The organism is Paraburkholderia saeva, assembly GCF_907164555.1.
Lineage (GTDB): Bacteria > Pseudomonadota > Gammaproteobacteria > Burkholderiales > Burkholderiaceae > Paraburkholderia > Paraburkholderia saeva.
In genome coordinates this window covers 240441-255866 of record NZ_CAJQZC010000001.1, presented here as the reverse complement: position 1 = coordinate 255866, position 15426 = coordinate 240441, and the positions used below count along the sequence as shown (strand labels likewise).

The window sequence follows — 15426 nt, the reverse complement described above, 5'->3', positions numbered from 1 at the left end:
ATGAAAAAAATCTGGATAAGCAGGGTAATCATTCCTTCGGCCATCATGGCCATTCTTCTGCTTGCACCCATCGTGGAAAGTCTGTTCTCCCTCGGGAACGAGACCATATTCAACTTCCTCGCCAGCGATTCGATGTATTACATGGGAATTGCGAACAACTATTTAAAATACGGCATTCCAACATTTGATGGAACAGCGCCTATAAATGGATTTCACCCTTTATGGGAAACCGTTCTTATTCTAATATTCAAGGTATTCTCGGTATCCCATCACAATCAGGTATACGCCACTTTCGCATTGTCTGTATTGTTCGTCTGCATTGCCTATGTTCTGATGTCAAGCGTCTTCATAAAAGTACTGGGTACGTGGACGGGCATCGTCGCAACAGCAGTATTTTTTTTGGGGGCATATTCAGTATTTTTCGAACCGCGGAGACATTTCTTCAGCGACCCCGGTCTGCTTTATACATTTTCGCCCTACAGCGCAATCAATGGCATGGAAACGCCGCTCTCCATGGCGCTATGGGCCGCGTTCTTCGCAAGCCTGATATCGAGATACCACGCCCAGACTGAGGGGCAAAAAACAAAGCTCGATATACAAAGCGTTTTTCCGTTTTCGAGTCGCTTACTTCTTCCGTTGATCGTACTTTGTCGCCTGGACGATGTCTTTCTCGTTGCTGCGATCACTTTTTTCATCCTGCTTCAAAAGAGATTTTCGTTACGCGACAAAGCAAATTCACTGGTAAAAATATTCTGGATTACCGCCATTCCTGTCACTCTTTACGTTGCGTACAATTATTTTACAGTCGGGACACTCCTCCCGGTAAGCGGAACCACGAAGCTGTCATTTTCCAATATATACGCATCGACCCTGCATCTGAACCTGCGTGCAGTTTTATTTCCGCTGCCCGACAACGGCTGGTGGTGGATATATGCGTGCCGCATCTACCCGCTGCTCTTTTCCTTCCTTGTCGGAATTATTTGCATAATCTCCGGATGGAAATATAAGGAAATAAAGACTGACGAACCATCATTGAGGCGGTATTCATTTTTATTTGGCTGGTTCGTCCTGTTTAAATCTATCTTTCTTCTGGCCTTTGTTCCCCTTTTAAATCAGGGTTACTGGTACGACTTTGAGATAATAGCCATCTGCAATACCATTTTTGCGTTCGCAATCGGGTTTTTCGTGAAAGCTAACCACAAGGCAACGCAGATCGTCCTGGCAGTCTGCCTGTCGATTATCATTTTCCGCATACCCAACGAGATAAGTTTCATGAAGTCGTCAGGAACGTATTCAGAAACGGAATACAGTTTGTGGAAAAATAGCGATGTCATTCGCACGTACCTGCTGGGTCGCGATCCCAAAATCAAAATCATCGACAATCTCGATGGCGCGTTCGTCTACCTGCTGGATCTGCCTGGCGACAGCATTACCGGATTGGCATCAAGTCCGGATGAACTGCGTAGACGACAGAAAATTGGTGCGTGGAATAGCCTCGTGTCCCGGGGGGTCAGCGTACTTCCCGACCACGGCTACTATGATCCAAAACACTTGCCCCCGGCCGGGGACAACGTGCGAGTCGCCGAAGAGTTTCACCCCCCCTCATCTCCTGTTAGCTTCTATCGCCTCGAACTTGTTGATCCTGCCATGCCGCCAACTGGAAAAGCTGTTTCGTTGAATGCAAGCACACGGGTAACAGCCCTCGCATCGCATTGAAGGTCTTGAAGCGAGCCGCGCGGGGTCCATGAGTCGAAGCCAACGGGCGGTGACAAATGGAGGCCCCCCCCACCTGCTGCGAGGAAAACGCGGACAAACGCCGGGGATAGCGAGCCGACTGCATCGATGTAACCAGACGGAATCACGGGTCCCCGTCGCGCACCCTGCACGACCGGCTCGCGCGGCCCCTTGTCGCTCGTCGACACAACGATGATGCAGAAAGCGATTGCCCATCCCGCCTGCTCGCGGCGGCGCGAGCATCCGGCGGCGGATGCAGTTCGGCACCGCCTGAAAATGGAGCAGAACGCGGACGGCAGGCGCCACGTCGGGCGGCTTTAGACTGGACGGCTACAGCCGCACTGCCGCCACTGAAATCGCCTGTCGGCAGACAGCGGTTGTCACGCAGCGACCCAGCATTCCTCTTTGGGCATCTTGCCCAACTTGTCCCGCGACTCGACGGCGCCCTCGCCATGTCGATCCAGGCCTTCGCGGCGCCCCCGCCGACGCCACGAGCAACCTCCTCGCGCTCGCCCCACGGCGCGACATCAACCTGTTCGATCAATAAGACAACTGAAGTGCATATACCCTGGTCGAGATCAACATCCGCCTACGCGTCCTTTCATAGAATCCGGCGGCATACGCACCGTGGTGCGTGGGGGGCGGGTCGCTAAAACACGGCGAATTCCGCAAGGGCTCAATGAAAAGCAGGCAAATATCATGAACAAGGGAGTCCTTAAAACCAGGGTGCTGACGCCCCTGGGAGGCGCGGTGGCCGCATGTCTTTCGGGTTGCAAGCTCGACGTGCTCGATCCGAAAGGCAGCATCGGTCTAGCGGAGAAATCCCTGATCGGCACGGCGACATTCACGATGCTGATTGTGGTCGTGCCCGTCATCCTGATGACGCTGTGGTTTGTGTGGCACTACCGCGCGAGCAACCATCGCGCGAAATACGCGCCGAAGTGGGCGCACTCGACGGCGATCGAGGTCGTCATCTGGACGGTGCCGTCCATCATCATCCTGTGTCTCGGGGTGCTGACCTGGCGAACGACGCACGAACTCGATCCGTACCGTCCGATCGAGTCGACGGTCAAGCCCATCAACGTCGAAGTCGTGGCGCTCGACTGGAAATGGCTTTTCATCTATCCCGATCTCGGCATCGCGTCCATCAACCAGCTGGCATTTCCGGTCGGCACACCCGTCCATTTCATGATCACGTCCGATTCGGTCATGAACTCGTTCTTCATTCCGCAACTGGGCAGCCAGATCTACGCGATGGCAGGAATGCAGACGCAGTTACATCTCGTCGCGGACGAAGCGGGTGACTACGCCGGCGTCTCGGCCAACTTCAGCGGCAAGGGCTTTTCCGACATGAAGTTCCGTGCACTCGCCACGAGCCCGGAACAATTCGACGCGTGGGTAAAAGCGGTCAAGGCGTCGTCTGACCGGCTCGACATGAATGAATACAACACGGTGGCGCAGCCGGGTGAGAAAGCGCCTGTGCGCTACTTCTCCTCGATCGACCCGAGGCTCTTCCGCAACATCGTTGCGAAATACAACAACGGCCATGTTCTCGATCTGCAGAACAGCAATTGCAGTACGAAGGGGTAACACATGTTCGGAAAACTGACACTTTCGGCGATTCCGTTCGATCAGCCCATCATCATGGGCGCGGGCGCCTTGATGGCGATCCTCGTCATTGCCGCGCTCGCCGCATTGACGTGGTTCGGCAAGTGGAAATGGCTGTGGAGCGAGTGGATCACCAGCGTCGATCACAAGAAGATCGGGGTGATGTACATCGTGGTCGCCGTGCTGATGCTGGTGCGCGGCTTCGCCGACGCCGTGATGATGCGCCTGCAACTGGCGCTCGCCTACAATTCGCCGGGGTACCTGCCGCCGCACCACTACGACCAGATCTTCACCGCGCACGGCGTCATCATGATCTTCTTCATGGCGATGGCGCTCATGGTGGGGCTCTTCAACCTGATCGTGCCGCTGCAGATCGGCGCGCGCGATGTGGCCTTCCCATTCCTGAATTCGCTCTCCTTCTGGATGACGGCGATCAGCGCGATCCTGATAAACCTGTCGCTTGTGATCGGTGAATTCGCACAGGTCGGCTGGCTCGCGTATCCGCCATTGTCCGAGCTTCAGTTCAGTCCGGGCGTGGGCGTCGACTATTACATCTGGAGCCTGCAACTGTCGGGCGTCGGCACACTGATAACGGCGATCAACTTCTTCGTGACGATCATCCGCATGCGCGCACCCGGCATGTCGCTGATGAAAATGCCGGTGTTCACGTGGACCGCGCTGTGTTCGAACGTGCTCATCATGGCCACGTTCCCGATTCTCACGGTCGCGCTCGCGCTGCTCGGTCTGGACCGTTATCTCGGCATGCACTTCTTCACGAACGATGCCGGCGGCAACGCGATGATCTATCTGAACCTGATCTGGGCATGGGGTCACCCTGAGGTCTACATCCTGGTGCTGCCGGCGTTCGGCATCTATTCCGAAGTCATCGCGACGTTCGCAAAGAAGCCGCTGTTCGGCTACCGGACGATGGTGTACGCATCCTGCGTCATTACGGTGCTGGCGTTCCTCGTGTGGCTGCACCATTTCTTCACGATGGGTTCCGGCGCTGACGTCAACGCGTTCTTCGGCATTATGACCATGGTCATTGCCATTCCAACCGGCGTGAAAGTGTTCAACTGGCTGTTCACAATCTATCGTGGCCGGCTCGAATTTTCCGCCCCAGTGCTATGGACGATCGGTTTCATGATCACGTTCACGATCGGTGGCATGACGGGTGTGATGATGGCAATCCCGGGTGCAGACTTCGTGCTGCACAACAGTCTGTTCCTGATCGCTCACTTCCATAACGCCATCATTGGCGGGGTGGTGTTCGGCTATCTGGCGGCCGTCCACTACTGGTTCCCGAAGGCGTTCGGCTTCAAGTTGAACGAGAAACTCGGCAAGTGCGCGTTCTGGTTCTGGTTCACTGGGTTCTACGCGTCTTTCATGCCGTTGTATGTACTCGGCTTCATGGGCATGACGCGGCGTCTGAATCACTATGACAACCCGGCGTGGCATCCGTGGCTGATCGCCGCCGCATGCGGCGTCGTGCTGATCGCGCTCGGTGTGGTGTGTCAGGTCGCACAGGTCGTGGTGAGCGTGCGCAACCGCAAACTGCCGGAATACCGCGACGTGACGGGCGATCCGTGGGGCGGCCGTACGCTCGAATGGGCCACGTCGTCGCCACCGCCGGTCTACAACTTCGCGACCCTTCCCGTGGTGCATGAACTCGACGCGTTCGCGCACATGAAGGAACGCGGACAGGGTCCCGGCAAGGAAACGGTTTACCGGCCAATCCACATGCCGTCCAACACCAGCGCGGGTTTCCTGATCGGCATGTTCAGCCTCGCGCTGGGTTTCGCCGGCGTCTGGCACATCACGTGGCTCGCGATCGTCGCGCTCGTTGCCATCATGGCGACGATCATCGGTCGAAGCTTCGGCGACAACGACGGCTACACCATTTCAGCTGAAACGGTCCGGGCGATCGAAGAGAAACGAGGAACGGCAGTGCACGCGAAACCCGAAAACCTGCCCGCTGCCGCGGAGGTCCTGTAATGCTGCAAAAAACCAATCTCGCCACGCTCGCCGAAATGGAGAGCGAACACGCGCCCTCGCATTCGGTATTCGGCTTCTGGTTGTACCTGATGACCGACTGCGTACTCTTCGCGTCGCTGTTCGCGGTGTTCGCCGTGATGGCGAATCAATTCGCGGGCGGTCCTTCCGGGAAGGATCTGTTCGATATCCCGGGCGTAGCACTGGAAACCGCGGTGCTGCTGTTGAGCAGCATCACCTACGGTTTTGCAATGCTTGGCGCGCACAAACGCAAACCGGGCGTCGTACTGGTCTGGCTGATCTTCACGTTCGCGCTGGGTCTCGCGTTTCTCTGGTTCGAACTGAATGAGTTTGCGCACCTGATTGCCGAAGGCGCCGGCCCCAGCCGCAGCGCGTTTCTTTCGTCGTTCTTCACGCTGGTCGGCACGCACGGACTGCATGTGACGGTCGGCCTCATCTGGATGGCCGTGCTGGCCGTGCAGATCGTCATCAAGCCCGAACTGTCGGAACGCGAGATTACGCGACTCGCGTGCCTGAGCCTCTTCTGGCACTTTCTCGACATCGTGTGGATCTGCGTGTTTTCGTTCGTCTATCTTGGGAGCGTGCTCTAAATGGCTCATACGCAATCGCTGCATGAAGAAGAGGCACACGGCAGCCTTTCCGGCTATCTCGCCGGCTTCGTACTCGCTGTGCTGCTGACGGCAGGATCGTTCGGGCTGGTCATGCGGGGCGCATTGCCGCCGCAGTCGGCGATGATTGCGCTGGCTGTGCTCGCCTTCGCGCAGATCGTCGTTCATCTGGTGTTCTTCCTGCACCTGAACACGTCGTCGGGTCAGCGCTGGAACGTGATGGCACTCTGCTACACCGCGGTAGCGTCGATCATCCTGATCGGCGGCACGGTGTGGGTGATGCACAACGTCAGCATGAACATGATGTCCCGGTAACGCCGCGTGCGTTTGCCCTGCCGGTCCACGTTCCCGATTCAGGTCCGAATCCGACGTGAACCGGCAGCTTCGAAACCGCCACTGCTGCCGTCCTCCCGGCGCCGCCCTTCTCGCCGCAGTCTGCATATGTCTGCTTACGCACGGAGCGGTCTCTCCCCCGCCTTTACCATGTATCGCTTGAAACCGGACGACCGTCCGCTGTATGCCCGTTCGTTTTCGGCGTTTGCAGCGACCACGGGGCCCGCGTAGCAGACTCCTCAGGCGTCGCGAACGCCGGAAACCGCGGAGGTGCGCCACATGGAAAATCTGATCGCGTCGAGACAGCTCTACGGATCGAGGATCGACTATGCCGCTGTAGCGCTGCCCGTCCTGATCTGGGCGATTGCCGTCGCAGTAGCCAATCCGCTGGGCAACTTTCCCCTGCAGGACGACTGGTCGTTCGCGCTCACTGTCCGACATCTGCTCGAGACCGGCGAATTCCGGCCGCTCGGGTGGACCGCGATGTCGCTGTTCGGCCAGACCATGTGGGGCGCATTGTTTTGTCTGCCGTTCGGCTTTTCTTTCAACGCGCTGAGAGCCTCGACGCTCGTGGCCGGCGCGCTGGCGCTCGCTGTCCTCGCGATACTGCTTCAGCTGGCCGGTTGCGAGCGTCGCAAGACGGTCGTCGCCACGCTCATCCTGGCATTCAATCCGATTTTCTTCGAACTCAACAACACGTTCATGACGGACGTGGCGTTCACCGCATCCAGCGCAATCTCGACACTGTTTTTCTGCCGCTATATTTCGACGCGCAATACCGTCTTGCTCGTGCTCGCGATCCTGTCCGGATGCTGGGCAATCATGATCAGGCAACTCGGTCTCTTCCTGCCACTCGCCATGGTGCTGACACTGCTGCTTGAGAATCGGCGTGACTGGCGTGCAATCATGCTATCGGCGATCGCTGTCCTCGCGGGCGTCGCGTTGCTGAAGGGACTAACCATCTGGCTTACGGCACGCGACGCGATGCCAGTCATGTACCTGAGCAAGACGTCGATATGGACTCGCCTGTTTCCGGCTTCAACGATCACGCTGGCCACAGTCGGACATCGCCTCGCCGAAATATCATGGTGGTTCCGCGCCGCGCTCGGACAGATCGGCTGGCTGTTGATGCCGATCCTGGCTTTACGGCTGCCCGGTCTCGTGCGCGACTTCACACGCCTCTCACGGGGCAAGGCCATTCTGATCGGAGCGGCGTTGTGCGGCGTCGGGTGGTTCGCCCTGCTCGTGAGCCAGCATCACATCTTCCCGTTCAACACATGGACGACCGTCCGGGATTCAGGGCTCGGCCCGATCTGGTTCTTCGACGCAAGATCCGGTGACGACGTCCCTCCGCTGCCAGCGTTGTTCTGGTACTGCGCAACATTCCTGGGTTGCGTCGGCGGCGTGCTGCTTCTACTCGACATCGCACTTATCGTCCGATCGATCGTCGCGCGATCGCGCGCGCGGAGGCACGATACCGCGCTGAGCGTCAGGACCTTTCTGCTACTTTCAGCGTCGATCTACATGGCGCCCTGCGTCATGGCCGGTTTCTATGACCGGTACATGCTGCCGGCATTCCTGCCGTTGATCGCGTTCGTCGCGCTCGCGCCTTCGTCGGGTAACGCCGCGTGGCCCTCGTTCGGCCGCTCGCGGATGTCGTCGTTCTCCAGGCAGGCCTCGCTGTGGCCGCGCGCGGCACTGATGCTGTCGTGGTTCGCGCTCATTGTGATGGGCGGGTACGCGGTCGGCGGCACGCATGATTACATGAGCTGGAACCGGGCCAGATGGCTGCTGGCGGACACACTGCTACAGCGCGGCATTCCGGTTACACAGATCGACGGGGGTTACGAATTCAACGGGTACTTTCTGTACGACCCGGGAATCGATTTCACCAAGCCGCAACCGATGAGCTGGTGGGTTCACGACAACAAGTACATGATCCAGTTCACGCCGATGCCCGGCTATCGTGTTATCGACAGTGCGGATGCCGGTGGCTGGCTGCCTCCACTCAGGAGAAAACTCCTGACGCTTCAAAGAGTATCGCCTTGATATCTGGCGGGTGGCCCGCACCGCCTGCGCTTGCGTTACCTCTCCTGTCCACGCCACAGTGCGCGGATGCCGGACGTGCGATCAGGGCGCGCGCCGATAGGGAAGCCTCCCGCAGCAAAACGATGCCGCCAGGACTGCAGCCCGTCTAAAGAATCGGACAGCCCCGCGCGAATTTCCGCTGCTCCCCCGCATATTCGTGCACCACACGCGTGCCGGCCGCGCTATGTTCGCGCCCGTCTGAATCTTTCAGCCGTAGTTCCGCGATGCCACTGCTTTGTCCATCGACAACGTTGGACAGGATGCCGATCTTCTTCAGCGTCGCACGCTCGAACCGCGAACCCGATGAAATCCTGAACGGAATCTCGTTGCCCTTTTCCGGTACTTCGCTGTTGGTCAGACGGTATTCGCCACGCGGGAAATAGATGCCAGTATCGCGCGGCAGGATATGTGTTCTCACGTAGTAAGGGCCATTCAGGATGCGCGGGTAGTCTTCGTCGATGATGTCCTGCACGCTTCCTCCGTAGCACGCCCACGAATACAGGTCCCACAGGCGCACACGACGAACCGCCAGCCGCTTGCACTTCAGATTTAAGGTGGGTCAGGCAGACACTCGCCATTTTCGGGCCGGTGCGATCCATTCGACGCTAGTTCTCATGAGTGCGTTACCGCACCGATCGCAAGTTGCGGCGAAGATAAAAAGACGAGGGACCTTCGTGTTTTTTGAAAACAGTGGCCTTCGAGAGGCGGGGCGTAAGCAGCTTTTTCAGATGAAGACATGTGGCAACGCACATGACAGGCCCGCTTTGCCCCTTGAGCAACGCTTGACACAATGTCCTGTTAAAGAATGCCGGTTCGCCGGGAGCAACCAGAAGCTGGCGCGACGATTTGCAAAGCGAACGCGATCTCCGTCAAAAGCGCTTTCCGTTGGGGGAGAAATGGCAAGACAGCTCTCAGGGCACTTTGAACAGCTGGATTCGCTTCGCGGACTAGCGGCGATCTCCGTTGTGTTTTCCCACTTCACGACTCTCGATCCAGGTGTGTTGGCGCTGAGTCACACGCCCATGCGGATGTTTATGGGTGGGCGCGAGGCGGTCATACTGTTCTTCGTGCTGAGTGGATTTGTGCTTACTCCCCAGTTCCTCACCAAAAGCTCAGGAAGCTATTCTATCTACCTCGTTAAAAGGATCACCCGGATTTATTTTCCTTATCTATTTTCACTTCTGGTCGCTCTAAGTGCATATGCTCTATGTTTTGGCGGCGAAGTTGATAATGCAGGGGAATGGTTCAACACCAGATGGACTACCGGGCTGAGCGGCCTTGACGTCGTCAGGCACATTATATTTATTTTACCTTTCGATACAGGAAAGCTAATTCCAGTCATCTGGAGCCTTGTCTATGAAATGCGGATTTCAATCTTTCTTCCAGTAATCGCATTTGCCGTGAGCTATTGGAAGACGTGGCGTGTGCTTGGCGTCAGTCTGGCTATTTCTATAGCAGTGGCAGTGATGTCGTCGTATCATGGGGTTAATGTTGGCATTAGCAGTGTTTTCGGAAGCTGGTCGATGACAGCACACTACCAATTAATGTTTGTAGTGGGCGCGAGCATCGCAAAGAATCTTCCCGCACTATGTGTGTGGTTTGAAAGAGACCGAATGCACAGGTGGCTAACGGGCATTGGAATCGTATTCTTCTTCATCTCACATAATATTGCAGAGTGGGTGTCGGAAAGTCTGTTTTTCTTTGTCGGTGATTGGGCAACGCTCGCAGGGGCAACATGCATCCTTGTCTGCGCGATTTTATCCAGTCGAACTGCGAAAGCATTGTGCTGGCCTCCATTCCTGTTTTTTGGTCAAATATCGTACAGCCTCTACCTGTATCACTGCATTACCATTTTAGCGGTCGTACACGGATTAGCCAGATATGGGTTACGAACTTCACTATTAATATCCGCGGCCAGTATTGTTCCCGTGGCCTATTTTGCGTGGAAATATGTCGAACGACCGAGTATTGCGGCGGGCCACGCGATGGCGAGAATGAGAGCAATTCGAATCAATCCTGGGGCGTAGGCCCATGGTGCACGCATAGCGCCAGGCCAGATATTTTCACAACAGGACGAAGGAAAAAGGAAATTTGAGCTGTATTGATGCCTTCAGGCGCGAGCGGGCGAGCCCACAGCGGACAAAGCAGGACCAGCGGCGCAACAGAGGGCGCGAACTGCGGCGCAACGAGAAGGCGCCGGACTGAAGCAGCCCGCACCGCTGGTTCCTTCAATAAAACTCGGGGCGATTTTCAACACGGACCAGGGCAAGGACGAATGACAGGCCTCGAAGATGGCCAACGCGTGGCCGGGCAATCGATTCCTCAGGACTGGCTCGCGCACGGGCGCGTCTCGCCTGCGAGGCGACCTTTGCCCACGTACTGCGCGAGCATGGACAGATGGCGCGCCGTGGCCGTGCCAGAACGCCTTCGGGCACCCGGCCACCGGCCACACATGTCGCGACGGCCCCCCGTCAGGTGGGTGCCGGGACATGACTTTTCTGTCGGCGACCGTGACCGGTCGATGGTTCCACCTGTACATGATCCGGGATTTGTACAGCCGCAAAATCGTGAACTGGAGGGAAGGATGGCCGCCGAAACTGCAGGCCTCGAACGAGAACAGAGCGAGAGACCGCTGGCACCTCTGAAGAGGCGCAGCCGTTGATGGGCGAATGTCGGGCGACGGCTATTTTGACCAGTGGCACTGACAGTACCTGCTTGTGTTCGACCGCGAACAGTTTTTAAGGTGCGAGGTGAGCAATATCACCCCGTACGAGTGCCTCAGACCCTGAACGGGCTATTGATTGAGACACGACGCCCGTGCTGGCCCCCACATGTCATTGTTCGCCTCGCACGCTGCATCGCGCCCCGGCGCCATCGTTACAACGGCGACTCACCGATCGTTCTGCACGACGGGATAGATTCTCATGCGGTGATTGATCTCACGACCGGGCGTTTGCTTCAACGTATCCGCCCCCATTCCACTTGCCATCTGCAACTGACGGGTTGCGAAACGGGAATTTCCAGAGCGTGGCAGCGTGGTAACCAGAGGGAGCTGGATTGATGATGACATCAGGAAAATATGTCGATCGATCGATAAAATTTTTCGACCTGGCATCGGGCATTGGCTTGCTGGCGATTTTCATCGGTAATCTTCTACTGATAGTAAATAAATCGCCGTTTATCTGGGTCGATATCGTCGCCGATGATGCATATTATTATCTCGGGGTGGCGAGAAACCTCGTCGACCACGGCGTCAGCTCATTCCTCCCACCATTTGAGACTAACGGATATCAACCTCTGTGGCTCGCGTTGCTGTCAGTCTCGGCCTTCATCTTTGGCACGTCCAGCAGATCCATGGTTGTACAGCTGTATAGCCTGTCATTTTTTTTCACATTTCTGTTCTGCCTCGCGTCCAGATTGCGATACAAGGTAGTTTTTCCAGCGGTTGTGTGTGCAAGTTGCTTTCCGTTTGTAATGGTTTATGGCATGGAAACCACCATGATCCCCTGTTTGCTCATTCTTTACCTGGGGACGCGGAAATGGTGGGGGCAGGGAATTATCGGAAGCTTGATATTTATGGCGCGGCTTGACGCCTTGTCCTTGATTATTGCGAAGGATTTGCTCGATATCGTGAAAAGACGGGATATCGAGCTGAAAAAATATCTCATAATATTTCCGTTAATTGCCCTGTACATGGGGATCAATATTCATTATTTCGACACACCCGTCCCCGTGTCTGGCCTTGCGAAGTCGGTCGGAAATGTAAGGGGAGAGAACATTACTGTCATCCTTTTTTATTTCTCCATGATTTCCTATCTCATCCCGGCGCTGATTTGCATTGCACTTTATACTTTTATAACGAAAGAAATAAAGCGTTTCCAGTATGCGGACGAGATAATAATATCTTCGATGGCGCTCCTGATTTGCATGGTGTATTACACGATCAATTCAGGGTGGCCGATATGGCCCTGGTACTGCTGGCCACAACTGCTGCTCACGTACTACCTGATTCTTGAGGCCGTATTCATCATAAGATCAAACGCGGCGCGCCGAAGCATCATTTCTGTACGATGGATAGCTTTGCCACTGGCGATGCTTTTTCTTCTGTCAAAACCCGCTTTCGAACTTTTCTTTCGGGGGTCGATATCGTTATACCAGTCTTTCGAGAACAGGCATATTTTAAACAGCTTCGGAAGACAGAACGTAAGGCTCGTGGATTATTTGCGGACCAGAAATATCAAACCGGGTTCATTTTTTGCAATGGGGGACCGCGCAGGCTCGTTCGGATTTTTTCTCGGAAATAACTACCGGTTTATTCATACCGAGGGGCTGGCGGGACCCTATTCATACTATCGGGCAATGCAAGCCGATGAGGGTCGCAAGTTTATCGAAAATCTTGGGGTTGACTACCTTGTGGTCGACAGGGAAAGATTGATAGTGCGCGAAAATATAATAGGTGTAATTGAGCCAGTGATGCCGCTGTCGGCGAGATTTGGCGACTACATCCTGTGCTTCAAAGAGGATGGAGTAATTTTAGATCAAAGCTATAACAATATGACCAGATATCTTCTCGATTTTAAAGCCAGGGTCGAATGCCCGCGCGATGTCGAGGAAGAGTTCCTTACCCTCAGGAAGCAATACGGCGGAGTGGTGAAGTACTCGTTTCCTATGTTGAATTTTGAGCCCGATTTGATGGCCGGCCTTTGGCGTCTGCTGTTTTAATGGATGCGAAAACAGCCGGTGCCGATTCAGCACGTTGGCGTAATCAATCATCCCCAAAATAAACCGGACGCTGATGCGTCAAGGCCATCGCTCAACACCGCATCGAATCCGGCCTTCGTTGTTCATGCCTGCTCCCAGCCGACATGGACAGCGCGTCACGGCGCCAGCGCTCCGGCGGTTCCACGCCCACACCGATCTCTCGCGCGACTTCCTCAACTGGTGCGCTTTCCGGCGACAGCAACCGCCACCACCACTCTGTCCTTGAATGTCTTTCCGTAACGAGCCAATTCATTCTCTCTTTACAGCCCCCAAGGTTCCCAGTCTAGCCAGACCTGCGATCGGGACACGCGCCGATAGTGAAGCCTCCCGCAGCAAAACGATGCCCTCGCGAATCGCAGCCCATCTAAAGAATCGGACAGCCCGGCGCGAATTTCCGCTGCTCCCACGCATATTCGTACACCACACACGTCCCGGACGCGCCCTGTTTTGCATGGGCTTCCCACGTACTCACACCGCTTCCGCCAAGCGAGACGATCTCGCCAGACGTATAGACCGCAGGATCGAGATCGAAATAGCGATACTGCCGGTTCGCCACGTCCGATATCGAAAAACGCTGGATGTGTTCGCGCCCGTCTGAATCTTTCAGCCGCAGTTCCGCGATGCCGCCGCTTTGTCCATCGACAACGTTGAACAGGATGCCGATCTTCTTCAGCGTCGCACGCTCGAACCGCGAACCCGATGAAATCCTGAGCGGAATCTCGTTGCCCTTTTCCAGTACTTCGCTGTTGGTCAGACGGTATTCGCCATGCGGGAAATAGATGCCAGTATCGCGGGGCAGGATATCTTTTCTCACGTAGTAAGGGCCATTCAGGATGCGCGTGTAGTCGGCATCGATGATGTCCTGCACGCATCCTCCGTACGACGCCCACGAATACAGGTCCCACACTGTCCATTTATCGATCAGCATGAGCTTCGGACGGGATTTCCTGATTTCATCGCATGTGTCGATTTTCACCCCGAGTTTCGGGTGCTCGTTGTATTTCTCCTGCCACGGGAAATAGAAGAAATTTCCAGACGCAGGTAGCCGGTCCGCAACGACATATTCGTAATTTCTGACGGTATAGACAATGATCTTGTCCCCCGGCGACGTGAAGATATCGGCCAGTTGGGAAAATTCGGTGGTGAGCGGAACGTTACCGGCATCGAGCCGCTTTCTGTCCATTGGCAGGATCAGCGAAATCGAGAACAGGCAAACCGCAAACACGGCAACCGCCGAGACGTCAACGAAGCGATTCCGCCGCAGGGGCCGGGTGAAAAACACCAGCGGCAACGCCAGTGCGCCATCGACGAACGGCGTCGAATAGAACGAGGGGCCACGCGTCAGGATAACAAGCAGCGCGCCGGCAAGAAGCGCCGTGCGCCACGGAAAGCCTCGCTCCTGTCGCGCGATCCACACCATCGATACGATCGCTATCGCCACCAGAAACCATGAACGCGGATTTATCGCGACCTTGAAGATATTGGTGAACAGATGCATCGAATCGACCGCGTAGTTGTAGGCCGGCAGCACCTCGAAATTCATGTAGAAGTGAAACGCCGCATATCCCCGAAACGATCCAACCCAGCCGAGAAATGCGATATTCAGCGCCGCTCCGATCGCCAGCCAGAGCCACGACCTGCGCAGAAACGGACGTCGCAGCGAAGCGAAGAACAGCAGCGCTGCAGTCGGCGCAAAGGTGATATTCAGAAACGGCAACGAGGCAATGAGCAGATTCGCCACGGCGACCGGACGGTACGTGAGCGCCTCTTTCATGCAGATCGCGGGCAATGTGTACTGCGCCAGGATCATGATGATCAGCAACCCTGCTATCGCCTGATACATGTACGCGTGGGCGTAGAAAAAGCCCGGCAGCAGCCTGAGCAGGATGACCGAGCACACTGTTGTATAGAGGCCGCGCGTCAGGTTGTCCTTGAGCAGCGGCGAGAAAAAGATCGTCGCGAGCGCCACCAGTTGCAACAGGGCAACTGGAACGCGATGTACGGGGACGCCAAACGATCCGAATTTCTCAATGATGAGACCCGGCAGAAACGTTAGCGGCCCATGATGATTAAAGATGTCGCGGTAGAGCGTGCCCCCGGCCGCCATCATCTTGGCCGTCACGATCGTTTCGGATTCGTCCGGGTATTGCAGATAGTTCAGCAGGTTGTACTGATACCGCACAACGAGGACCAGCCACACAAGCAGCAGCAAACCACCCAGCAGACTGGCCAGCCTGTTGCGGTGAGGGCTCGCGACAAATAAGGAATCGCGCATCGCCGC

At 56.1% G+C, this 15426-nt stretch carries 10 protein-coding genes; 8 read left to right on the top strand and 2 right to left on the bottom strand.

Annotated elements, in window-relative coordinates; genetic code table 11:
• From LPA36_RS01155 to LPA36_RS01130, 6 genes are all read left to right on the top strand, one after another.
• Positions 1-1716 carry a hypothetical protein gene (locus LPA36_RS01155; protein ID WP_228874311.1) on the top strand — a complete coding sequence of 572 codons (1716 nt, stop codon included), beginning with the start codon at positions 1-3 and terminating at the stop codon, positions 1714-1716.
• Positions 1717-2433: 717 nt separating this feature from the next.
• Positions 2434-3324, top strand: a complete 891-nt coding sequence (cyoA, locus tag LPA36_RS01150) for a ubiquinol oxidase subunit II (protein ID WP_228874310.1) — start codon at positions 2434-2436, stop codon at positions 3322-3324.
• A 3-nt stretch (positions 3325-3327) separates the two neighbouring features.
• Positions 3328-5337 (top strand): cytochrome o ubiquinol oxidase subunit I, encoded by a 2010-nt coding sequence (gene cyoB / locus LPA36_RS01145; RefSeq protein WP_228874309.1) that lies wholly within the window; start codon positions 3328-3330, stop codon positions 5335-5337.
• Positions 5337-5945 carry a cytochrome o ubiquinol oxidase subunit III gene (gene cyoC / locus LPA36_RS01140; RefSeq protein ID WP_407674193.1) on the top strand — a complete coding sequence of 203 codons (609 nt, stop codon included), beginning with the start codon at positions 5337-5339 and terminating at the stop codon, positions 5943-5945. The genes cyoB and cyoC overlap by 1 nt, the downstream gene beginning before the upstream one ends.
• The gene (gene cyoD, locus LPA36_RS01135; protein ID WP_228874308.1) at positions 5946-6278 is read left to right on the top strand and encodes a cytochrome o ubiquinol oxidase subunit IV; all 333 of its coding nucleotides are present in this window, start codon (positions 5946-5948) and stop codon (positions 6276-6278) included.
• A gap of 297 nt (positions 6279-6575) precedes the next feature.
• Positions 6576-8345: a glycosyltransferase family 39 protein gene (locus LPA36_RS01130; protein ID WP_228874307.1), complete on the top strand. Its 1770-nt coding sequence runs from the start codon at positions 6576-6578 to the stop codon at positions 8343-8345.
• Positions 8346-8490: 145 nt separating this feature from the next.
• Here the strand turns inward: LPA36_RS01130 and LPA36_RS01125 are convergent, their stop codons facing one another.
• Positions 8491-8856: a hypothetical protein gene (locus LPA36_RS01125; RefSeq protein ID WP_228874306.1), complete on the bottom strand. Its 366-nt coding sequence runs from the start codon at positions 8854-8856 to the stop codon at positions 8491-8493.
• 202 nt (positions 8857-9058) lie between these two features.
• Here LPA36_RS01125 and LPA36_RS01120 point away from each other — a divergent pair, with 202 nt between their 5' ends.
• Both LPA36_RS01120 and LPA36_RS01115 read left to right on the top strand, forming a co-directional pair.
• Positions 9059-10411 (top strand): acyltransferase family protein, encoded by a 1353-nt coding sequence (locus LPA36_RS01120; RefSeq protein ID WP_228874305.1) that lies wholly within the window; start codon positions 9059-9061, stop codon positions 10409-10411.
• A 1033-nt stretch (positions 10412-11444) separates the two neighbouring features.
• Positions 11445-13106, top strand: coding sequence for a hypothetical protein (locus tag LPA36_RS01115; protein WP_228874304.1), 1662 nt, complete (start codon positions 11445-11447; stop codon positions 13104-13106).
• A 403-nt stretch (positions 13107-13509) separates the two neighbouring features.
• On the opposite strand, the gene LPA36_RS01110 is transcribed toward LPA36_RS01115, so the two are convergent.
• Positions 13510-15420: a hypothetical protein gene (locus tag LPA36_RS01110; protein WP_228874303.1), complete on the bottom strand. Its 1911-nt coding sequence runs from the start codon at positions 15418-15420 to the stop codon at positions 13510-13512.
• Between the last annotated feature and the right edge of the window lie 6 nt (positions 15421-15426).

Coding starts and splice junctions, on each gene's coding strand:
- LPA36_RS01155 (WP_228874311.1), top strand. CDS start 1: ATGAAAAAAATCTGGATAAGCAGGGTAATCATTCCTTCGGCCATCATG.
- cyoA (WP_228874310.1), top strand. CDS start 2,434: ATGAACAAGGGAGTCCTTAAAACCAGGGTGCTGACGCCCCTGGGAGGC.
- cyoB (WP_228874309.1), top strand. CDS start 3,328: ATGTTCGGAAAACTGACACTTTCGGCGATTCCGTTCGATCAGCCCATC.
- cyoC (WP_407674193.1), top strand. CDS start 5,337: ATGCTGCAAAAAACCAATCTCGCCACGCTCGCCGAAATGGAGAGCGAA.
- cyoD (WP_228874308.1), top strand. CDS start 5,946: ATGGCTCATACGCAATCGCTGCATGAAGAAGAGGCACACGGCAGCCTT.
- LPA36_RS01130 (WP_228874307.1), top strand. CDS start 6,576: ATGGAAAATCTGATCGCGTCGAGACAGCTCTACGGATCGAGGATCGAC.
- LPA36_RS01115 (WP_228874304.1), top strand. CDS start 11,445: ATGATGACATCAGGAAAATATGTCGATCGATCGATAAAATTTTTCGAC.
- LPA36_RS01110 (WP_228874303.1), bottom strand. CDS start 15,420: ATGCGCGATTCCTTATTTGTCGCGAGCCCTCACCGCAACAGGCTGGCC.